Annotated in this window: 21 protein-coding genes; 18 read left to right on the top strand and 3 right to left on the bottom strand. The window is 68.0% G+C overall.

Annotation, left to right across the window (positions count from 1 at the left end):
• The 8 genes from BM394_RS23100 to BM394_RS19930 form a co-directional block, all read left to right on the top strand.
• Nucleotides 1–247 (top strand): hypothetical protein (locus tag BM394_RS23100; protein WP_217643614.1); only part of this gene is annotated, 247 nt, incomplete at its 5' end.
• Between the two features lie 159 nt (nt 248–406).
• The gene (locus BM394_RS19960) at nt 407–655 is read left to right on the top strand and encodes a hypothetical protein (RefSeq protein WP_092980856.1); all 249 of its coding nucleotides are present in this window, start codon (nt 407–409) and stop codon (nt 653–655) included.
• Nucleotides 656–664: 9 nt separating this feature from the next.
• Nucleotides 665–1,399 carry a DddA-like double-stranded DNA deaminase toxin gene (locus BM394_RS19955; protein WP_092980785.1) on the top strand — a complete coding sequence of 245 codons (735 nt, stop codon included), beginning with the start codon at nt 665–667 and terminating at the stop codon, nt 1,397–1,399.
• Nucleotides 1,396–1,863 carry an Imm1 family immunity protein gene (locus tag BM394_RS19950; RefSeq protein WP_092980783.1) on the top strand — a complete coding sequence of 156 codons (468 nt, stop codon included), beginning with the start codon at nt 1,396–1,398 and terminating at the stop codon, nt 1,861–1,863. Before BM394_RS19955 ends, BM394_RS19950 begins: the two co-directional genes overlap by 4 nt.
• Nucleotides 1,864–2,049: 186 nt before the next feature.
• On the top strand, nt 2,050–2,850 hold the full coding sequence (locus tag BM394_RS19945; RefSeq protein ID WP_092929870.1) for an ABC transporter permease: 801 nt from the start codon (nt 2,050–2,052) through the stop codon (nt 2,848–2,850).
• A 119-nt stretch (nt 2,851–2,969) separates the two neighbouring features.
• The gene (locus BM394_RS19940) at nt 2,970–3,758 is read left to right on the top strand and encodes a MerR family transcriptional regulator (RefSeq protein WP_092980781.1); all 789 of its coding nucleotides are present in this window, start codon (nt 2,970–2,972) and stop codon (nt 3,756–3,758) included.
• A gap of 179 nt (nt 3,759–3,937) precedes the next feature.
• On the top strand, nt 3,938–4,438 hold the full coding sequence (locus tag BM394_RS19935; protein ID WP_139235276.1) for a hypothetical protein: 501 nt from the start codon (nt 3,938–3,940) through the stop codon (nt 4,436–4,438).
• 43 nt (nt 4,439–4,481) lie between these two features.
• Nucleotides 4,482–7,229: a M48 family metalloprotease gene (locus BM394_RS19930; protein ID WP_217643613.1), complete on the top strand. Its 2,748-nt coding sequence runs from the start codon at nt 4,482–4,484 to the stop codon at nt 7,227–7,229.
• A 26-nt stretch (nt 7,230–7,255) separates the two neighbouring features.
• Here the strand turns inward: BM394_RS19930 and BM394_RS22575 are convergent, their stop codons facing one another.
• On the bottom strand, nt 7,256–7,621 hold the full coding sequence (locus BM394_RS22575; RefSeq protein WP_139235275.1) for a hypothetical protein: 366 nt from the start codon (nt 7,619–7,621) through the stop codon (nt 7,256–7,258).
• A 512-nt stretch (nt 7,622–8,133) separates the two neighbouring features.
• On the opposite strand from BM394_RS22575, the gene BM394_RS19920 reads away from it, so the two are divergent.
• From BM394_RS19920 to BM394_RS19895, 6 genes are all read left to right on the top strand, one after another.
• Complete coding sequence (locus BM394_RS19920) at nt 8,134–9,093, top strand: CPBP family intramembrane glutamic endopeptidase (protein WP_245780325.1); 960 nt, start codon at nt 8,134–8,136, stop codon at nt 9,091–9,093.
• Nucleotides 9,094–9,333: 240 nt separating this feature from the next.
• Nucleotides 9,334–9,807 (top strand): FluC/FEX family fluoride channel, encoded by a 474-nt coding sequence (locus BM394_RS19915; protein WP_342752757.1) that lies wholly within the window; start codon nt 9,334–9,336, stop codon nt 9,805–9,807.
• The gene (locus BM394_RS19910; protein WP_092980773.1) at nt 9,807–10,190 is read left to right on the top strand and encodes a fluoride efflux transporter FluC; all 384 of its coding nucleotides are present in this window, start codon (nt 9,807–9,809) and stop codon (nt 10,188–10,190) included. The genes BM394_RS19915 and BM394_RS19910 overlap by 1 nt, the downstream gene beginning before the upstream one ends.
• Nucleotides 10,191–10,415: 225 nt before the next feature.
• Nucleotides 10,416–11,399 (top strand): mechanosensitive ion channel family protein, encoded by a 984-nt coding sequence (locus BM394_RS19905; RefSeq protein WP_092980771.1) that lies wholly within the window; start codon nt 10,416–10,418, stop codon nt 11,397–11,399.
• 208 nt (nt 11,400–11,607) lie between these two features.
• Entirely contained in the window at nt 11,608–11,937 is a 330-nt protein-coding gene (locus BM394_RS19900; RefSeq protein WP_092980769.1) for a PadR family transcriptional regulator, read from the top strand.
• Nucleotides 11,938–11,939: 2 nt separating this feature from the next.
• Nucleotides 11,940–12,296: a DUF1048 domain-containing protein gene (locus BM394_RS19895; RefSeq protein WP_217643612.1), complete on the top strand. Its 357-nt coding sequence runs from the start codon at nt 11,940–11,942 to the stop codon at nt 12,294–12,296.
• Between the two features lie 932 nt (nt 12,297–13,228).
• Here BM394_RS19895 and BM394_RS19890 read toward each other — a convergent pair.
• Nucleotides 13,229–13,642, bottom strand: a complete 414-nt coding sequence (locus BM394_RS19890; RefSeq protein WP_092980765.1) for a hypothetical protein — start codon at nt 13,640–13,642, stop codon at nt 13,229–13,231.
• Nucleotides 13,643–13,957: 315 nt separating this feature from the next.
• Between BM394_RS19890 and BM394_RS19885 the strand changes: the two genes are divergently transcribed.
• Nucleotides 13,958–14,929 (top strand): bile acid:sodium symporter family protein, encoded by a 972-nt coding sequence (locus BM394_RS19885; protein ID WP_092980763.1) that lies wholly within the window; start codon nt 13,958–13,960, stop codon nt 14,927–14,929.
• A gap of 377 nt (nt 14,930–15,306) precedes the next feature.
• Here BM394_RS19885 and BM394_RS19880 read toward each other — a convergent pair whose 3' ends face one another.
• Nucleotides 15,307–17,151, bottom strand: coding sequence for a glycoside hydrolase family 9 protein (locus BM394_RS19880; RefSeq protein WP_092980761.1), 1,845 nt, complete (start codon nt 17,149–17,151; stop codon nt 15,307–15,309).
• Nucleotides 17,152–17,476: 325 nt separating this feature from the next.
• Between BM394_RS19880 and BM394_RS19875 the strand changes: the two genes are divergently transcribed.
• The 3 genes from BM394_RS19875 to BM394_RS19865 all read left to right on the top strand — a co-directional run bounded on the left by BM394_RS19875 (nt 17,477) and on the right by BM394_RS19865 (nt 20,872).
• A complete protein-coding gene (locus BM394_RS19875; protein WP_092980759.1) occupies nt 17,477–18,655 on the top strand; it encodes a metallophosphoesterase family protein in 1,179 nt (392 codons plus the stop codon).
• A gap of 166 nt (nt 18,656–18,821) precedes the next feature.
• A complete protein-coding gene (locus tag BM394_RS19870; RefSeq protein WP_092980757.1) occupies nt 18,822–19,622 on the top strand; it encodes an SDR family oxidoreductase in 801 nt (266 codons plus the stop codon).
• A gap of 326 nt (nt 19,623–19,948) precedes the next feature.
• On the top strand, nt 19,949–20,872 hold the full coding sequence (locus BM394_RS19865) for a DNA-processing protein DprA (protein WP_092980755.1): 924 nt from the start codon (nt 19,949–19,951) through the stop codon (nt 20,870–20,872).
• Nucleotides 20,873–21,001 lie beyond the last annotated feature (129 nt).

The following is a 21,001-nucleotide window of genomic DNA, read 5'->3' as shown; positions in this document are numbered from 1 at the left end:
CGTGACCGCCCGGAAGAACCGGCCCTACCTCGGCCGACACGGGTTCCGCCCCTGCCGACTACCGGGACACGTGCCCGTGTTGTCCGGCGATCTCGCGGTACCGGGGCCGCACTCGGTGCGGACCCCTGGCGGTTACCGCCATGACGGAGGTACCTGCTCGGTGAGCAACGACGGAGCGACACCCCGCGGGTGGTTCCGCGACCAGACCACTCTTGCTCGCATTCTCGCCGGTCTCCGCGCCCTGTGAGCCACGGCTCGGCACCGTGGAGACCCCGATCTCCGGTGCTGGGCCGTCCGCCGTCCGGCCGGTCTATCCCCTTCCCCGTCCGGCCGGGCGGTATCCAGAACTGGGGCTAGTCGCCTCACCCGCCCTGGCTGTCGTCCCCTGCTGATAGGAGAGCTCGTGATGCTCGACGAGATCCGTGGCCAGCTTCAGCAGATCATCGACACCGCGCCCGCAGGCGAGTTACAGGCCATACAGACCACGCTCGACGAACTGTGTGGGCAGCTGAATCAGGTGGCTGGGACCAGCACCAACCACGATGTGCGGCAGGCATCGCGGCTGTTCGGCATCGCCCACGAGAAGGCGGGCGAGGCGGTCCAAGCCGTAGCGCAGGCCGCCGAACACGTCAGCACCTTCTCCGTCGTGTTGTAGGAGCCCGATATGTCCCATGTGGAGGAGGTGGGCAACACCCTCGCCGCCATGCTCGGACAACTGCCGCCGGAGCAGCTGCACCCAGCAAGGGCCTGGATCGAGGAATACGCCCTACCCACCCTGACCGAGATCGGCCAGGGCAGCACCTCACCCGAACTGGCCGAGGCCGTGGCGCTGCTCGAACAGGCTCGCGAGCTCATCGACGACGTACTCGCGCTGTCCGACAACACCCGAGGGCACCTGGTGAGCTACCTCGCCACCCTCGGCGTGACCAGCGAACAGCCCCCGCCGAGCCTGCCCCACCCCTCGACCACACCCCGGACCCCCACCGACTCCTCCCGCGACCACTCCTGGATCGACCAGGTCCGCCAGCGACTGCCCGAGCACACCGGCGGACAGACCACCGGACTCACCTACGACCAGGACGGCACCGAACTCACCGAAACCAGCGGACGCGAAGAGGTATCCGAGCGCGCCCGGTTGAATCTGCACGATTCCACTTGGTTCAGCACGGACGATCGCGGCGCCCCCGCCGTCTTCACGCACGTTGAGGTGAAATACGCCCAACGGATGAAGGAGCGCGGGCAGACACACGGCGTCGTCGTGCTGAACAATCCGATCTGCGACATGGAGCGAGGGTGCGGCGCGGCGGTGCAAGCCATCCTGCCCCAAGGATCCACGCTCGTGGTGTGGGAACCCGGCGCGACGAAACCGATCGAATTGCGAGGAAAGGCTCGACCGTGACCAGCATCGACACGCGCACAGTGGTTACCGTGGTGTTTCGCCACCTGTTCCGATACGCGTACACATCTGACGAGATCGCCGAGCTGATCGAGACCGTCCTCACCGAGCCGCCGTTGCCGATCTGCGAGATCTACGTGTGGGACCGTCCCTGCCGGTCGATCCGCGACGAAGACGGCCCTGCTTTCCCTGCGGACGGCCGGTTGCGTATCGCTTGCCCTGCCGACCAACCATGGGCGGCGTTGAACTACATCAATCCAGGAGCGCCGGACGGCGCGCTTGTAGACTCCTATAACCCCCACACCACCGAAGAAACGCCCCCGCTGCTGTTCGACCCCGAAGGCGACCTGTGGTTCCCCTCCTCGGCCTCGCTGCCGTTGGAGCAGGTCCGCGAGGCCATCACCGAGTACTGTCGTACCGGGCAACGCCCGAGCTGTGTGCAGTGGCAACCCGGCCAGTGGTACTGACGTTCGACCGAGTGTTATCGCGATCCGAGGCGATGATTACCGATCTCGGTGTGTTCGTGTCGTAATCCTCGATGAGGTGTTTCCGGGGCTTACCGTTGGGTGTGCCGGGTTGTCCGACGAGGTTATGGCGGTTGCCGCCGAGTCGTCGGAGGGGGCAGCCGAGCGCGCGGAGCGGGGAGGCCGAGAGTGACCGTCGTTCCACCGAGCCTGCGGGACAGTTCCGTGGTCGCCTGGCGCAACCTGCTCAACATCAAGCGCAATCCCGACTGGCTGTTGTCCGGAACCGTGCAGCCGATCATGTTCGTGCTGCTGTTCGCCTTCGTGTTCGGCGGCAGCCTGGGCGGTGGTCGCTACCGGGAGTTCCTGATCGCCGGGATCTTCGTGCAAACAGTGGCCTTCAACTCCTCGTTCACCGTGATCGGCCTGACCAACGACCTGCAGAAGGGCATCGTCGACCGGTTCCGCGCGCTGCCGATGTCGCGGGTGGCGGTGCTGTTGGGCCGCACCAGCTCCGATCTCGCGGTCAGCCTGCTGTCCGTGGTGATCATGTCGCTCTGCGGCCTGCTGATCGGCTGGCGGCTGCGGGGAGACCCCACCGACGTGCTCACCGGCTACCTGGTGCTGTTGTTGTTCTCGTTCGCCATGTCCTGGGTGGGGGCGTTCATCGGGCTGATCTCGCGCACCGTGGAGGTGGCGCAGAGCGCCGGACTGCTGTGGCTGTTCCCGGTGACCTTCATATCCTCGGTCTTCGTCTCGGCCGAGTCGATGCCCACGCCGCTGCGGGTGTTCGCGCGGTGGAACCCGATCACGGTCAACGCCGACGCGCTGCGGGAGCTGTTCGGCAATCCGATCCGGGTGGGGATGCCGCCACCGAGCAGTTGGCCCGCCGAGCACGCCGTCCCCTACGCCGTCGGCTCCTCGCTGGTGATCATCGCCGTGTTCGTCCCGCTGTCGGTGGCGCGCTACCGGCGGGTGGCCAGCCGGTGACCGGTACCGCTCGACGTTCCCCGGCAGCGGCGCGGTCGGGCCCGCTGGAACCGGGGACGGACTCGTACTTGAACCTCACGCCGCGTGAGGGAGCAGGGTGGTCAGCGAGGTGAACGAACATGGGTCATTCGGCAGCGGGGAAGGGCCGCGGTGTCGGCGAGGTGGCGCGGCTCTCCGGAATCACGGTGCGCACGCTGCACCACTACGACGAGATCGGACTGCTGTCGCCGAGCGGGCGCAGCACGGCGGGGCACCGCGAGTACTCCGACGCGGATCTCGAACGGCTGCGGCGCGTCCTCGCCTACCGCGAACTCGGGTTCGGCCTCACCGACATCGCCGAGATCCTCGACGGCGGTGACCCCACCGACCAGCTGCGGCGGCAGCACCGCCTGCTGACCGAGCGGATAGCTCGGCTGCGGGCGACGCTCACCACCGTGGAACTCGAACTGGAGGCGAACACGATGGGAATCGACCTCTCCGAGGAGGAGAAGTTCGAACTGTTCGGCGGGTTCGACCCTGACGAACACGCCGAGGAGGCCGAGCGGCGCTGGGGCGGCACCGAGCCCTACCGGGAGTCGCGGCGCCGCGCCGCCTCCTACACCAAGGACGATTGGTCCCGCATGGCCGCGGAGCAGCGGGAGCTGCACCGGGACTTCGCCGCTGCGCTCGCCGACGGCGAGTCCGCCACGAGCACCCGCGCGATGGAGCTGGCCGAGCGGCACCGCGGGCTGATCACCGGCTGGTTCTACGAGTGCTCCTACGGGATGCAGCGTTCGTTGGCCGAGATGTATCTGGCCGACGAGCGCTTCACGGCCACCTACGAGCGCGAGGTGGGGGCCGGGGGTGCCCGGTTCGTCCACGACGCGATCCTGGCCAACGCCGAGCGCGCCGAGCGCACCTACGGGTGAGTCGTTCTCCGAGCCGCTGGTGTCACCAGCGGTTCTTCCGCCGATCGCGCTGCTCTCCACCGCACACGTAATCCGGACGGCCGAGTGACAGTGCGAGTCGTCGTCGATGAGAATCGGTTCTCGGGCTGATCGTTGCTGGGGGCTGACTGGTGGGCGAAGACGAGCGGCGGGAGTTCACGGTGACCACGGCGCGTCGCGTCGTCGAGTCGTTGGCGCCCGAGGAACTGCCCTTCTTCGCGGCCGCGAGCGAGGAGTTCCTGCGCGATCCGGAGCGGGCGACGGCGATTCGGCGGCGCGGCGACGAAGCCCTGGGCTCCGGGATCGACACCGTGGTGGCGCTGTTGTCACCTGCTGCTCTGGCGGTGGCCGCCGCGGTCTACGACCAGCTGGTCGACAGGTCCGGGGACGCCGTGGTGCGCGGCGGTGACCGATTGCTGTCCCGGATCCGTGCCCGGTTCCGTCGACGTGCCGAAGTGGAAAACGACGACGGGTCCGAGACGGAAGGGTCGACTACGGAACCGGTGACGGCGGAACCGGTGACGGCGGGGCCGCTGACCGACGAGCAGCGGGAGCGGGTGCGCGAGGTCGCCGAGGCCCGCGCCAGGGCACTCGGCCTCTCCGAGGACCGGGTGCGACTGCTCGTCGGCGCCATCGTGGACTCCCTCGACCGGACCGATTGATGGAGTCTTCGCCGCGGGGGATGAACCCGATCGGAAGATCCCGGTGATAACGAGTACGAATCGGAGCACGCGGCCTTCCGTGGCGGGGCTGCGGGCTCCGAGCGGCACCACGGTCCACTTCGGTTCACTGATCGCCCTGGCGTTCGGGACAGCGGCGACGATCCACTGGGTGCTGCTGCCTTCCGGCCTCGCCGCCTGGTTTCGCGAATTCGAACGGTGCCAGGTGCGTTCCGGGTACTACCCGGGGCAGCATCCCCTGCCACGGCCCGATGCCGAACAGCGCTACGACGGCTTCGCCGGATGCCTCGCGGAGCGCGTGTCGGACCGTCTGTTGTGGACAGCCCTGGCGCTGCTGGGGATGCTCGCGGTCGCGGTGCTGCTCTACCGGCTGCAACCGTGGTGGCGCATCCGGCGGCAGCGGCTGGTGGAGCTGCGCTCCGCCGATAGCCCGGAGCTGGCCGCGTACCTGGAAAGTCTCGTGGTCGAGGCGGGACTACCCCGCGCTCCGGTCTTCCTGATCGATCCGCTCGACCCGCGTGCGGGCGGGCTCGCCTTCGGCGACGGGCGCAGGCGCTACGTCCGGCTCGACGCGGGACTGCTGACGTTGTTCCGGACCGATCCCGCGTCGTTCCGAGCCGTGGTGCTGCACGAGTTGGCGCACGTGCGCGACCGGGACGTGCCGACCACCTACTTCGCCCTGGCGGTGTGGCGGTCTTTCCTGCTCACGGCTCTGGCGCCGATGGCGGTCGGCCTGCTGTGGGTGTCCTGGCAGGACGGTTCGTTTCGGAGTTCGTTCGAGATCTCCTGGCGCGTAGCCGGTCTGGTGCTGCTGGTCCACCTGTTCCGCGACGCCCTGCTGCGGACGCGGGAGCACCACGCGGACGTGCGGGTCTCGGCCTGGCTGGGCTCTGCGGACCCGAGCCTGTGCCTACCCACGTTGTCGGGCACGGTGACCCGATGGCCACCGGTTTGGCTGCGCAGGCATCCGACTCCTTCGAGCCGCGTCGCCGCCCTCGCCGAGCCGACCGCGCTGTTCCGGCCCGGAGTCGGTGAGTACTTCGCCGCCGGGGTCGTGCTGCAGCTCGGCTTCGTCCAGTTCGCCATACCCATCGTCACCGCTGGCGCACCGCTCGATGTTCTCCGGTCGCTGAGCGCGGTGTGGGGAGTCTTCGTCGCGCTGCTCGTGGGCTTCGCGGCGGTGCGCGGGGCGGCGGTCGCCAGGGCCGGCGGCAGGGCACGGGGTTACCCGGCCGGAATCGGTGTCGGTGTGGTCGTCGGTGCGCTGCTGGGGGAACGACTCTCGCTGTCCACCCTTCGCGATCCGCTTCCGGGGGCCGTCGTCCTCCTCGCGGGTGGTTTGCTCGCCGTCCAGCTCGTGCTGTTGTCCCGGTGGGTGCACCGGTGCTCGCTCCTGCTGCATCGCAACCGGCTCGCGTGGGGCCGAGCTGTCGGTTGGTCCGCCATCGGTACTGCCGTGTCGCTGATCGGCTGGTCCTGGTTGGAGCTGTGGGCGTTCTTCGAGAGCCTGAGCCCGACACCGTCCGTGTTCGGTCAGTTCGGTGCTTCGATCACCGGTTTCGCCGCCGAGGCGGCGTGGACCGGCCTGGATCACGCGCTGCTCTCGGCGACGTGGAATCCCGTCGTGCTGGGATTCGCCGCCCGGAACCTCGCGCTGTGCGCGGGCCTGGTGCTGCTGTGGGCGGTTCCGCTGCTGCTGGCGCACCGCACGCGGATTCGATTCGCGCTGCTGAGCGGGCTGCTCGGTGCCGCAGCGTGGCTGGTCTTCGATCTCGCGGTCAAGGCGGCGATGCGCGGCACCGTCCCGCTGTCGGAGCGGAGCACCGACGCGTTCCGGGCGGTGCTTTCCGGGTGGGAGTTCGCGGGAGCGGTTGCCGTGCAGTTCGCCGTGGCCGCTGTCGTCGCCGCCGTGCTGTTCCGGAGGTCCGGCTTCGCGCACGCGCTGTTCACCGCCGCGACCACGGGGCTGACTGTCAGCTGCGCGATGTGGGCGTTCGGTCGCCTCGGTGCGTGCGTGCCGCCGCTGCACGCCACGGCGACGCGGTGTCCGGGAACGACGAGCGGTGAGTACGCCGCGACGGTGCTCGGCGTCGTCACGGTGGAGGGAACCGTCGCGGCCCTCGTGGGATATCTGCTCGGCAGCACCGTCCGCCGGGAGCTGCGGAGGTGGAACCGCGCCCGCGCCCCGAAGCTCGTCCGGACACCGGTCGGTGCGGGGATACCGAAATCCGGTCGCGCGGGGCGAATCGTCGCGGTGGTCATCGCGGCTGCTTCGGTCGTCGTGCTGGCCCTGCCGAACGCGCCCGATACCGGCGAGGAATCGTCGGTCCCGGTGGCCGAAGCGGAGCGCGACGGATCGAACAGCACCGAGTCGGCGAGCGGCACCGAGCCCGGACGTGTCTGGCTCCGGCGTGGGGGTTCGCGACACCTCCGAGCGGTGAGCTCGGCGACGGTCGAGCTCGGTGACGACATCAGGTCGAACGCCGAGGTGCGCGAGGTACGCGGGAGCGCCGTCCGGCTGGCCGAAGCCGTGACCGAGGCCGGTGAGTTCCCCGAGCCACCCGACAGTCGGCGGGCGGAGACCTGGGGCGAGGCGCTGGGCACGCTCGACGACTCCGCGCGGCGGCTCGTCGAAGCGCTCGACACCGGCACGCTCGACCGGGAAGCCCTGCTCGAAGTCGTCGAATCGCTGGCGCGGGGAGTCCGACTGTTCGAGGAGCTGATCGACCTCTGGTGTGCCGAGTACGGGGACCGGGTGCTGGAGGCGTGCTGATCCGAGCGTGCACGAACTCGGCCACGTCACCGGGCCGGGCCCGTGATCACGTCCTCCAGCACGTCCGCCACCTCGAAATCCGACATCTGCGCGTAAACGAAGTCGGGATTGTCCTCCTGGTCCTCGAAGTCGTAACCGATGTCGTCCGGACAGTCCTGAGCTCGCGAATCCTCCCTGATGGTGTCCACGACACGTCCGGTGCGTAGTTCGTAGACGGTGTAGACGTACTCCTGCGAGCGCATCGGCAGGGAGCCGCTGAGACCGATGTACGAGCAGGAGCCCACGCTCTCCTCGCCTCGCTCGCCCTCGCCGCAGATCAACAACGCGACGCTGGAGGCGGGGGTGCTTCTGCCCACCGGGACGGCACCGGCATCCAGGTCCGGCAGCATCACGGGATATCCGCCCGAATCCTCGGTTTCGTGAGCTCCCAGGAAGACAGCCGCCCTGTGCGGGCCCTCGCCGGAGTACCGTGCCGCCTCGGAATAGCCGTTCCCGACCCCTCCGGAACACCGGGGGCCCAGGTCGGACGCGTCATCGAGGTCCTCGTACGGGGAGCGCGTGGACTCCGTCCCGGAACCGGAGCCCCCCGAGCACGCGGCCAACGTCGACAGGAGCAGGCCGATGGTGATTAACGTGGTTCTCCGGCGTCTCGGCAAGGAAATCCCCCGGTGTTCGTGGTAGCACGGCACGAGCCCCGCTTGCCCCACAGGGTGATGAAGCGGGCGCTCGTGTCATAGCACGGCTGGCGTCTCGGCGGTAGGGGCGCGATCTTCGTGCTCGGCCCTGCCGCGTGTTCCAGTCACGGTGGACCAGCCGTCCGACACGACCGGCACCGCGCTTTTCCGTCCCTCGTCGCCCCACGGGACAATGTCGTCACCGCGTTCCCGATCCAGGTTGAGGCACAGTGGACACTTCAGAAGCCGTAGACGGAGCGACCCGCCCGGCGTCCCCGCTGCTCCGGGGAATACTGCGTGCGCGCCGCCCGACCGGCGCGGTGGTCGGGATCCTGGTGGTGCTCGGCTGTTTCGTGCTCGGGCAGATCGTCAGCGCCATCGCCTTCGCGATGGCGGTGGTGTTCACCGGTGATCTGTCCGTCCTGACCAGCATGCGCCTCGGTCTCGCCTCTCAGGTGGCCCTGACCTGCGGATTCATCGGTTCCGTGCTGGGGTTGGTGCTGTGGTTGCCGCTCAAGGAGGGCAGGCCGTTCGGCAGCGTCGGGTTCCTGCCTTCTCGGAGTCCGGTTCGTTCCGCGTCACTGGGCGCGGGGGTGGCCCTGCTGGCGATCAGCGTGCTCGTGCTGGGCAACGTCGCGGCGGACCAACTGGTGTTCGAGAGCTCGGGGGCGGGCTACGCGATCGTGGGCGTGCTCGCGCTGACGCTGCTGGGCTTCGTGGTGCAGGCGAGCACGGAGGAGATCCTCACCCGCGGCTACCTGATGCAGGTCACCTGGCGGAAGTGGGGGCTCACGGCCGCGCTGGTCTCACAGGCGGTGGTGTTCACCCTGCTGCACGGCCTCAACACCGGTTTCGGTCCGCTGCCGCTGCTGAACCTGGTGCTGATCTCGTTCGTGCTGGCGTACTGGGCGCTGGCCGAGGGCGGCTTGTGGGGTGTGTGCGCCTTCCACACGGTGTGGAACTGGTGCCAGGGAAACGTCTACGGCGTCGAGGTGTCCGGCATGAACCTCACGGCCACGCTCGCCGACACGCGCCCCGCCGAGGGCGGCAGCGCGTTGCTCAACGGCGGTGCCTTCGGCATCGAGGGCGGGTTGCCCACCACCGCCGTGCTGCTCTGCCTGCTGGTGATCGCCGTGCTGGCCTACCGCCGCCGTCGTTCGGGCTTCGCGGCCGAGCCCACGCCGGCCTGAGCGAGCATCCCCGTGAGCAAGTACCCGTGAGCAAGTACCCGTGAGTCAGTCCGGCTGTCCCGTTGTTCGTCGGTCCCGCTGTGTGTCACGTCGCTTTCCGAGGTGTTCTGGCGCCCCGGATCGCTACACTGGCCGTGGTCCGCGCGAGCGGATCCCGGCGGTGGGGCCCGCCGGAACCAACCGCGGGGTTCGCTTCGCCGACGGTCCCTACCCGTTCGAGAACCTCCGGGTAGGGAGTCCGTGTTGCCCAACGTCCTGATCTCGCACCGGTCGCGGGTGCTCGCCGCCGTCGCACTCGGCGGAGCGCTGGGATCGTCGCTGCGCTACGGCGTCTCGCTCGCACTGCCGCACGCCGACGGCGGTGCCGTCTGGCCCACCCTGACCGTCAACGTGCTGGGATGTCTGGTCATCGGTGCCTTCACCGTGTTCCTCGAAGCGGGCGAGCCACACCACCTGCTGCGGCCGTTCTTCGGAGTCGGGGTGCTGGGTGGTTTCACCACCTTCTCCAGCTACCTGGCCGATGCGGGCGGCCTGCTGGTCACCGGACAGCCGCTCCACGCCGCGCTGTACCTGCTGCTGACGGTGCTGCTGGCGCTGCCCGCGGTGATCTGCGGCGCGATGCTGGCCAGGACGGTCGTCGCGCGTGCGCGGCGACGCGGTCCCGGTGCCGCCCCCGACAACGTCCCCGACACCGCCCCTGGAACGGAGTCGTGATGACCCTACTGCTGGTGGCGCTCGGCGGCGCGGCGGGCGCGGTGCTGCGCTACGGGATCGACCTGGGCGTGCGGCGCGGCCCCGGTTCCGTTTTTCCCTGGGGCACGTTCACGGTCAACGTGGTGGGCTCGTTCCTGATCGCGCTGTTGGCGGGCGGTGCTGCCGTGTTCGACGGTTTCGGTTCCCCCGGCCTGCGCACCCTGCTGGTGGTGGGGCTGTGCGGCGCGTTGACCACGTTCAGCACGTTCGGGCAGGACACCGTCCGGCTCTACACCTCCGGCGCGCGTTCGCACGCCGCCCGGTACGTGCTGGGGACGGTTCTCGGTGGTGTGGCGGCAGCGGGGCTCGGGCTGGGCACCGTCGCGTTGTTCGCGCGGCTCTGAAGCACGCCCGACCTCGGTCGATGTTCACTTTTCGCGTGGTGAATCCGGTTTTCCGGTGCGGCGATACCGGTTTTTTGCCATTTCGTGATGTCCTTGGCAGGATGAACGCCGCTCGATCGTGAAAACGGCTCAGGATGCGCTCCTCTGTTCAGGTGCTGCGCTCCGCTGTTCGGGTGAGTCGCGCGAGCCGTAACAGCTGTCTCACACGCGAGAAAGGTCGTTTCGTTGCTGATCGCCGCGAATGCCACGACGCGTTTCGCCGCCGCGCCCGCGGCGAGCGTGACCGATCCGGTGGTGAACTGGTTCAACGACAATTCCGGGGCGCTGTTCTCCGGATTCGTCAACGTCGTCATCATCCTGCTCGTGGCGGTGGTGCTGCGTGCCGTGCTGGGGCGGGTGATCACCCAGGGCGTGCGGCGGATGGTGAGCTCGCACCAGCGGATCAACCAGGCCACCGCCAGGGCGGGGAATCTCGTCGGGCGCAACGGCGCCGAGACCGACAACGCGGGCGAACGGCAGCAGCAGCGCGCCCAGACCATCGGTTCGGTGCTGCGCAGCGTGGCCACGACGATCGTGTTCGGCGTGGCCTTCGTGATGATCCTCGGCGAGTTCGGCATCAACCTCGCGCCGATCCTGGCCAGCGCGGGCGTGCTCGGGCTCGCCATCGGTTTCGGCGCGCAGAGCCTGGTGAAGGACTTCCTGTCCGGCGTGTTCATGATGGTCGAGGACCAGTACGGCGTGGGTGACGTGATCGACGCGGGCGACGCCGTCGGCACCGTCGAGGCCGTGACGCTGCGCATCACCAAGATCCGGGACCTCAACGGCGGGCTGTGGTACGTGCGCAACGGCGAGATCATGCGGGTCTGCAACATGAACCAGGACTGGGCCAACGCGGTCATCGAGCTCCCGCTGGACTACAGCGTCGACATCGCCCACGCCGAGCGCGTGATCGAGTCGACCATCGAGGACTTCGCCGCCAACAGCGACTTCCGCTCCAAGATCCTGGAGAAGCCCGACCTCAGCGGGGTCATCGGCATCGGCAACGGTTCGGTGACCGTGCGGATCATCGTCAAGGTCAAGCCCGGCGAGCAGTGGGCGCTCGGCCGCGCGCTGCGTGCCCGGCTCAAGCACAGCTTCGACCAGGCCGGGGTGCGGGTGGCCTACCCGGTGCTGCCCAGCAACGGAATGGGTGCGGTCAAGCAGGGCTGATTCTCCGGTAGCGCTGTCGCGCCGAAGAGCACCGACCCGCTCACCGCGAAGTCCGATCCCGGACTCATCGAGTCCCCTCCCGTTCCCGGGAGGGGACTCGATTCGTGTCCGGCCCGGGTTCTCCCTCGTCGCGGGGCTTGCCACTTCACTATTCAGTGTTACTATCTACTGGTAGTCAGTAAAACTGAGTAGACGGAGGGGCGTTGCCGTGGGCAAGCAGACGACGGAGATGCTCAAAGGCACGCTGGAAGGTGTCGTTCTCGCGATCCTGGCCGGTCGACCCGCGTACGGCTACGAGATCACCGCGTGGTTGCGGGACCAGGGGTTCTCCGACATCGCGGAGGGCACCGTCTACGCGCTGCTCGTCAGGGTCGAGAAGCGCGGCCTCGTCGACGTGACGAAGGTTCCCTCGGAAAAAGGTCCGCCGCGCAAGGTGTATTCCCTCAACGACCAGGGCAGGGAACACCTCGAAGAATTCTGGACGGCCTGGCGATTCCTCTCCGAACGCCTCGAACAGCTCCGCGAAGGGGGCAGATGATCATGATTGTCTCGAAGTTGATCGGCGACAAGCGGCGCTACCGGCAGTACAAGGCGCGCATCAGGCGACTTCCCGAGGACTACCGCACGGCGGTCGAGGCGATCGAGCGGTACCTGATGCATTTCGTTCCCGCCGACAACGAGAGCGCGATCTCGGAGTTCGAGGATCTCGCCGAGCTGTTCGAGCGGGCCGCGTCGGACGGAACGCCGATCCGCGAGCTGGTCGGTTACGAGCCGACGGAGTTCGTCGAGGAGTTCGCCCGCAACTACACGAAGGGCGGCTACGCCCCCGACAAGGAGCGGCAGCGGCTGCTCCGTGGCATCGAGCGGGCGATCGAGGCAGAGCGAACCGGCCGATGACGTGGCCGCGCACGCGATTCGTTCGCCGTGTCGCCGGGTACTTCACCGTCACCGGTACACAGTGCTCGGCATTCCTCGACGCCCTCAAGAGCGACCGTTTCGCCTGACAGCGGCGAACGACGAACGCGCTCCGCGAAACGACGAATTCGAGGAGCGCCAAACACGATCGCCGATTTCCGATGCTCGTGAATTGTTCCTGACGCTCGGCCGGAACGCTCCGGTCGGGCGTTTTCGTTCGCCCGCCTCGCCGTGCACGGAACGTGAGATACGAGAAGACCCCCGGTGATCACCGGAGGTCAACCGTGTTATATTCAATCCGCCAAGAGTTGAAATAACAGTGCCGAGTGTAGCACGGAATACGCTCTCCGCCGTGGCCGATCCAGGCAGGCCGCGGGTCGGATACGTCCTGGAGACGGTTCACAGCCGTTTGCCCCCGGTCAGAGCGGGTGAAGTCCGCGTGTCAGGCAATGCGGGATCTAGGCGGACCCGGCCCCGTACTTGGTAAGCCCTGGCACTCATGCTCGCGCATTATCGGCCCATCATCGCCGCGCTGCGCGTAACCCCCGGACCGGCGAGCCCTTAATCCGGCTCGCGGGGTGAGCTCCGAAGTCACAATTCCGGTATACGGAGAATCCGGCTGTCGGTTGAATCGTTCCGGCGAGACAACCCCCGTCGTTTCCCCTGCGGGGATGAACGAATCCCGGCAGCGAAACCAAAGCTGTCTCACCTCCCCCTCGACCACGGGAGAGGTGTGCCGTCAGCGGCGCTCCCCGTGATCGAGGGGGGCTCACAGCCTTACGGGTCCACGCGGGACCGGAAGGGGGACCCGCTGGTCGGCGGTGCTCGGGGCGTTCCCGGTGAGCATCAACGACGGGTTTCGCCGAAGTGTTCCGGCAGTCCGCTCGGAAAATCCCGAGCGGCGTCCCGCGCGATCAGCGGCCCCGCCTGCTCATGATTCGCAGGATCACCAGCGCGAGCAGCCCCAGCAGCGCGCCGCCCAGCAGGTTGGCCAGCACGATGCTGGCGATCGCGGGGCCGGGTAGCGGCGCCGTGCTGCCGTAGAAGACGATCCGCACGATCCAGTTGAGCACGATCGTCAGCACCCCGTACAGCGTGCCGACGATGGTCAGCGTCAGCACCGGACGCGTTGTCCTGCGCAGCACCACCACGGCCACCCAGACCGCCGCGACGAGCACGGTGACCGCTATCGGGCTCCAGGGCCTGCCCAGCGTCTCGTAGACCCGGAGGATGCCCAGCGCCGGTTGGATCAGTCCCAGTATCCCCAGCGCCACGATGGTGCCCCAGTGCAGCCCGACGAAGGGCGAGTTGCGGGCCGGTGTGCTCATCTCTTCCTCGACCGAATTCCTCTCGAAACCGTTGCGACGAGATCAGCATGCCGCCGATCCCCCATGTCGGCATCCGCACCAGCCCCGAAAGAAGGACATTTCCACTCGATCGGTCACCGGTCGAGCACGAATCGAATTCCGCACCGTGGCGGATCGGACGGTTTTCCACGGGGTGAGCCTCGTCGCTTTCCGCGCATCGGGATCGGCGTTTACACCGGTCATCCGCCCTGCTAGGAAAGTCGTGGATTTCTCGGTCGAGCCCGGCGAACGGTGCCCGGCCGTGGTGCGCTTTCACGGTGGGGAGGTTTCGGCGATATGGGTGTGCTGCGTCGCGCCGCGGATTTCGTCGGCAGTTGGTTCGCGTTGCTGGTGCTGCTGGGCGGTGTCGTGGGGATGCTGCTTCCCGGCGCCACCAGCACGCTCTCCCCCGCCATCACCCCGCTGCTCGGCTTGATCATGTTCGGCATGGGGCTCACGCTGCGCGCCCGGGACTTCTCACTGGTGCTGCGCAGGCCGTGGGCGGTGTTGATCGGGCTGGTGGCGCAGTACCTGGTGATGCCGCTGGCCGGTTGGGCCATCGGCAGCGCCTTCGGGTTCTCCGCCGCGCTGCTGGCGGGCATGGTCCTGGTGGGGTCCACCCCGGGCGGCACGGCGTCCAATGTGGTCGTCTACCTCTCCAGGGGGCACGTCGCGCTGTCGGTGACCATGACCTCGGTGTCCACCCTGCTGGCTCCGTTGCTCACCCCGCTGCTGGTGCTGTGGCTGGCCGGTTCCAGCCTGCCGGTGGACTTCATCGGCCTGTTCTGGTCGATCGTCAAGGTCGTGCTGATTCCGGTGGTGCTGGGGATCGGGGTCCGGGCCGCGTTGCCGAGACTGGTCGAGCGGGTGTTGCCGCTGCTGCCGCTGGTCTCGGTGCTCGGCATCGTCGCCGTGGTGGCGGCAGTGGTCGGCGCCAACGCGAGCACGCTCGCCTCGGTTGGCGCGCTGCTGCTGTTGGCGGTGGTGCTGCACAACGCCTTCGGGCTGCTGCTCGGCTACGGCGCGGCCAGACTGGCCGGGCTGGACGAGGCGTCCCGCCGCGCCATCGGCGTCGAGGTCGGGATGCAGAATTCCGGGCTGGCCGCGAGCCTGGCCACCGCGCACTTCACCCCGCTGGCCGCGCTGCCCGCCGCGCTGTTCTCCGTCTGGCACAACCTCTCCGGAGCGGCGGTGGCCTCGTTCTGGTCCCGCAGGCCCAGCGGGAGCGAGGACCCGGACACCGACGCGGCCGAACCCGCGCGCGGGTGACCCCCACCGGGGCGGCGGCGATTTCGCGAGAAATTGACGCCACACGAGGGCCGCACGGTGCGGATGGTGTCAATTTCGCGAGAAATCGCCGCGGCCGCGGCACTCGCGGTGCCGCACTCCCACCATCCTCGCGGTCGGCACCGCTGCGGGTTCTCGCGTGCGGCTCTCGCGATGACGCGTAGCTGGAGTGTTTTCCGCTGTTCCGGCGGATCAGCGACCATGAACTGACGCAGCGTGGGTGTCCCCGGTGCGTGAGTCGGATGCATCGCGAGGGCGGGGCGCTCGCCGCGTAGGTCGCTACTCAAGAGCCGGCCCAACGCGGCAAGGCGCCGACTCACGTGACGGCTACCCGACCAGCTACGAAACAGGTGAAGCTCTCATCCGACGCTGACCGCGAACAGGTACCAGGTGGTGTGCGGCAACCACTGCTCGGTCCAGCGCCAGTCCCAGTCCTTGCCGGTCTCGGCATAACCCCGATTCCAGCTGATCCCGCTGCCGTCGGCGTTCTCCCCGGTGATGCCGTTGACGATTCCGCCCGCCGTGTTGAGGAACTGCCAGGAGCCCTTCCACATGTAGCGGGGGTTGTTCCGGCCGCTGCCGCCCAGCATGCACACTCCGAACGGGTTGCGTCCCAGGATCCAGTCGAGCTGGTCGGCCGCGTAGCGCCGCAGCCGCCCGGCGAACTCGCCGTCGAACCGTTTCGCGGCCAGCCGGGCGGCGGTGGCCAGCGAGGCGATCCGCGCGTTCTCGCCCTGCCACCACTCGTCGCCCGGACGTGGGGTGACGTCGTGCGGGAAGAAGAACGAGCTGTGCCGGTCTCCCGTGCCGTCCTGCACCAGGTTGCGCGCGTAGCCGTACGGGTTGGTGACCTCGGTGGTGATCGACATCTCGAAGGACAGCGAGCGGCGCACCACTTCCAGCACCCGCGTGGTTCGCGCGGAGTCGGCGATGTCGAGGTAGCTCAGCAGGCTCGTCACCGGCAGTCCCGCGTCGGAGGGGTGGAAATAGGGGCGGTCGCCGTCGTCGGCGCGCCAGTAGTCCCGATAGGAGCGCCAGGAGCTCAGCCGGTTCATCAGGTTGTCCGCTCGCGCGTCGGCGGCCTCGCGGTAGGTGTTCTTTCCGATGACCCGGTGGAGTTCGACAGCGGCGATCAGTGCGTTGTAGTCGTCCTGGATGTTCTCCACGCCGTCGTTGGTCAGCTCCACGTTGTGCTCACGCAGGTACTCGAAGGCCGTTTCGGCGGTGCGCAGGTACTCGGCGGAGTCGTACTCACCGGAGTCGTCGGAGGTGCTGGCCAGCGCCAGCGCCGCGATGGCGGCCCCCGCGCCCTCTCGGTGGTTGACCTGCCGTACCTCGCCGTCTTGTTCGGTGGTTTTCAGGAATCGCAGCGCCGGGTCCTTGGGCGGCCCGGGCTGCATCACCGAGTGGCAGAAGGTGCCCTCGGGGCGCTTCACCCGGTTCAGGTAGTCGGCGCCGTACAGCCCCTCGTCGCACAACCAGGTGCGCAGCTGGGTGAACTCCTCGTTGTCCCGTGCGGTGAGTTGTTCGTGGGCCTTGAACAGCACCCAGGCCGTCAGCGGGACGGACAGCGTGTTGAAGTAGCTGTGCCGCGAGAGCTGGGTGAAGTGCTTGCCGAAGTCGCCGGTCGCGTCGTACCAGCCGCCGTGGGCGTCGATGTCTCCCGAGCCGTTCTCGCCGACGGGCAGCGAGTGGTCGGCCCGGTCGAACCGGCCCGAGCAGCGCGCCGACTTGAACCAGTGCACCACGTCGGAGAGCGTGTCCCGTTCCAGCGCGAGGGGTTCGATCCGGAACGGCACGGATTCGCCGCGCGTGTGGTTCCCGGCGCCGACCCGCAGCACGTACTCGCCCTCGACCGTGAACTCCGAGAAGTCGACCGTCCAGTAGCGAGTCTCGCCCCAGTCCCGGACCCGGCCGGCGTGATGTGGCCTGCGCCGGGCCGCGATTTCGCCGGTCTCGTTGTCGACCAGGAAGCACCAGGCGATGGGTTCGCGGTCCCCGGCCGCGAGCACGGCGGTCTTGGGCGATTCGGGGTCGTGGCCGACGTTGTTCACGTGCACCAGCACCCGGTCGTGACCTCGTTCCTGGCCGGCTTCCGGTCCGGGTTCGGCGGCGGCGCTCGTGCCGGTGAGGGCACCCACCGCGGTTCCGCCACTCACAGCCGCGGAACCCGCGAGGAAACGACGGCGATCCATGCCTGACATAACCACCCTCCGATTTGGTCTATACCTATTCGGAGGCTAGGTGCCGGTGGTCGGATCATGGCAAGAGTGAATTCCCGAGTGCCGATGTTCGCGGTAGCCGGTTACGACCGACGCGTCCTGATGACTGCTCCGAACGGAGCCGAGTCGGGTTTCCCCGCGGACCAACCGCCCCGAAGCCCTCCTCCCCGCCCGGCGATTTCGCGAGAAATCGACGCCGTGGTGGGCACGCGGTTTTCACCCGGCGTTTCCGCGTTTCCCATCGAGGGGTCATCCCGCACACCTAGGTTCGACCGGGTCGAGGTGAAACCGGACTACGGGGACGGGTATGAGCGAGGAAACGGGCACTGTCGGGCGACGTGCGTTGTTGCGGGCCACCGGGGCGGGAACCGCCGCCGCCGTGGCCGCACCGGCGATGGCGGGTGCGGAACCCCGGCGCGGTTTCGAGGCACCGGAACCGAAACTGCGGTTCCGCTCGGACGGCACGTTCCGGATCGTGCAGTTCAACGACACGCAGGACGACGAACGCACCGATCGGCGCACCATCGAGCTGATGGAGCGCACGCTCGATTCCGAGAAGCCGGACTTCGCGTTGATCAACGGTGATGTCATCACCGGGGGCTGTGACAGCGCACTGCAGGTCAAGCAGGCCATCAACAACGTGGTCACCCCGATGGAGTCGCGCGGTATTCCGTGGGCGATCACCTTCGGCAACCACGACGAGGACTCCGAGCGACTCTCCGACATGTCCGAGGAGGACATGCTCGACTTCTACATGACCTACCGGCACAACCGGAACGAACGCGGCCCGCGCGACGTCACCGGTACCGGCGACATGGTGCTGCCGGTGAGCGGGTCGCGCGGCGGCAGCCCGGTGTTCGCGCTGTGGCTGCTGGACTCCGGTCGCTACGCGCCCGAGTCGATCGCCGGTCAGGATTTCCAGGGGTATCCGGACTGGGGCTGGGTGCACCCGGACCAGATCCAGTGGTACTCGGAGACCTCACGGCACCTCGAACGCAGGTCGGGCGGGAAGGTTCCCGGTTTGATGTGGATGCACATCCCGCTCTGGGAGCACCGCTTCATGTGGTTCTCCAGTGTGGACGGCCGTTCCGATGCCGATCACGAACGGGCAGTCGAGAAGCACGGAATCGTCGGCGAGCGCAACGAGGCCGAGTGTCCGGGTCCGTTCAACAGCGGTGTGTTCACGGCGATCCAGCAGCGCGGTGACGTGCGCGGCGTGTTCTGCGGCCACGACCACGTGAACTCCTACGTGGGCGACTACTACGGGGTACTGCTCGGCTACTCCTCCGGAACCGGGTTCGGCCCGTACGGGCTCGGCGGGGATGAGGAGCACCGGTTGCGTGGCGCGCGGGTGTTCGAGCTCGACGAGAGCGTCGAAGGAATGATCCGTGACACCCGCATGGTCTTCGCCAGGGACTTCGGCATCGACATGACCCCGAACGACCAGCCGATCGATCCATTGCCGCTGGGGCCGGACCAGCGCTGAGCGACCCCGCGACTGCCCTCCCGGCCCGGCGATCTCGCGAGAAATCTACGCCGTGAGGACTGTGGCTTGGGTGGTCGGGGCGCGGGCGGCCGTGGATTTCGCGAGAAATCGACGCCCCACCGGAAACCGAGTTGACGCCACGTCCGTACCCGGCGAGGCTCACCGCATGGGTTTGGCGGGACGTACGGCGGTGGTCACCGGTGTCAGTCGGCGGCAGAGCATCGGCTTCGCGGTCGCGCGACGGCTGCTCTCAGCCGACGTGCGGGTCTGTGCTCAGGGGTGGTCGCCGCACGACGTGGAGCTGGGTCTGAGCAGCGGGACCGAAACCGCTGCGCCGGATTTCCGCGCCGAGCTCGGCGGTAACGCGGAGACGTTCTCCCACGTGGAGTTGGATCTCGCCGAGCCCGAGGCCCCGGTCGAGCTGCTGCGGCAGGCCACCGAGCGGTTCGGCTCCGTGGACACCCTGGTGCTGGCGCACGCCCGCAGTTCCGATTTCGACCTCGACGCGCTGTCCGCGGCCGAGCTGGACCTGTGCTGGGCGGTCAACGTTCGGGCGAGCCTGCTGCTGGTGCGGGAGTTCGCCCGGCGGTACCGGGAGGACGAGCAGGGGGAAGGCCGGCACGAGGGTCGGGTCGTGCTCTTCACCTCCGGCCAGCACCTGGCGCCGATGAGCGGCGAGATCCCCTACGCGGCCACCAAGGGTGCGCTGCACCAGCTGACCCTCACCCTCTCGGACGCGCTCGTGGAGCGCGGCATCACGGTGAACTGCGTCAATCCGGGGCCGACCGACACCGGTTGGGCCACCGAGGAGCTGACCGCCTCGGTCGGCCGGGCGCTCCCGCGCGGGCGCTGGAACACCCCCGAGGAGGCAGCCGGCGTGGTCGAGCTGCTGCTCGACGAGCGGGCCACCACCGTCACGGGACACGTGCTCGACGCCGAGGCGGGCTTCCGCCGCTGGGTGCGGTGAGGAGTTGCCCACGTTTCTCGTTCGTTCGAGAGGAACGCCCGGATGTGCGGGGAGCAGTGCCGTTCAGTCTCGCTGAGGTAGTTGAGGGGACGGCAGTGAAGCCGACCTCACTGAACAGGGTGATTCCGGTGCGAGTTTCGCCGTTGTCCTGGTGAGTCGAACCCTTGTTCGATATTCTGGCCTCAACTTGAGGGGATTGTCCAAGCGAAGCAGCCTTCGAGGCAGTCGCGGGGGTGGTAGACCGTATGCGAGCAGGCGAGATCCCAACTGTTCCCGCTACCCCCTGGGCCGGACGTGGTAGCCCGAACAGCCGTATGGTGTCGAGTATGAGTTCCTGGGATGACGACGAACGGGCCGCGTTGCTCGCTCTGCTTCGTGCTCGTCCGGAGAGCATGACGTGGTCCCGGATTACCTCCGAGGTGGTCGATGCGGGAAGTGCCCGCGCAGTTTGGGAGCGCTTCGGTGTCCCCTCCCTGTTCGACGCGGATGCCGAAGTGTTCCATGATACGGAACCAGAGATCGAATCCGCTAAGGAAGACATAGCCGCCTGGCGCTCCGCCGAGTTCGACTTCATCACTTTCCGGGACGACGAGTACCCGCAGCAACTCAGGGAAGTGAACCAGTTCCCACCGTTCGTGTTCGTGCGTGGCACGCGCGTTCCCCGCGAGAACGCGGTCTCCGTGGTCGGTTCTCGTAAGGCCTCACCCGCCGCGTGGGACACCGCCGTCGACATATCGGCCAGGTTGGTCGAGGCCGGGTTCACCGTGCTTTCCGGGTTGGCGTCGGGGATCGACACCGCCGCACACAACACGGCTCTCGAGAACGGCGGTCGGACCGTCGCAGTGATCGGCAACGGCATCCGACGGGTCTATCCAGCGGCGAATCGCGAATTGCAGGAGCGGATCGCCCGTGAGGGCATGGTGCTGTCCCAGTTCTGGCCCGATTCACCACCGGCCAAGCACACCTTTCCCATGCGTAACGCCACGATGAGTGCGTACGGAATCGCGACGATAGTCGTGGAGGCCGGTGAGCACAGCGGCGCTCGTATCCAGGCACGTACGGCCGTGGAGCACGGACGGCCCGTGATTCTGCTGGATCCAGTGGTGAGGGGAACCGCTTGGGGAGCCTCGCTGCGCGGACAGCCCGGAGTGTTCGTGGTCGACAGCCCTCGATCCGCCGTCAGCGCCGTGGAGCAGATCGTTTCCGGAAAACAGCAGGTGGAAAGACTGCTTGCCGCTCCCGTGTCATGAACGGTTCGCAGCTGCACGAGACACTCCGAAACGCTCTGCTCGACCGAGTCGGTGGGTTTTTCCGCAACACGGTTCGGCACAGCGGTGAGACGTGTTCGGTGTGTACAGGTCCGGTTTTCTCGTCGGATT

This window comes from Actinopolyspora lacussalsi subsp. righensis (assembly GCF_900116555.1).
GTDB lineage: Bacteria > Actinomycetota > Actinomycetes > Mycobacteriales > Pseudonocardiaceae > Actinopolyspora > Actinopolyspora lacussalsi.
This window is presented reverse-complemented; position numbering and strand designations above follow the sequence as displayed.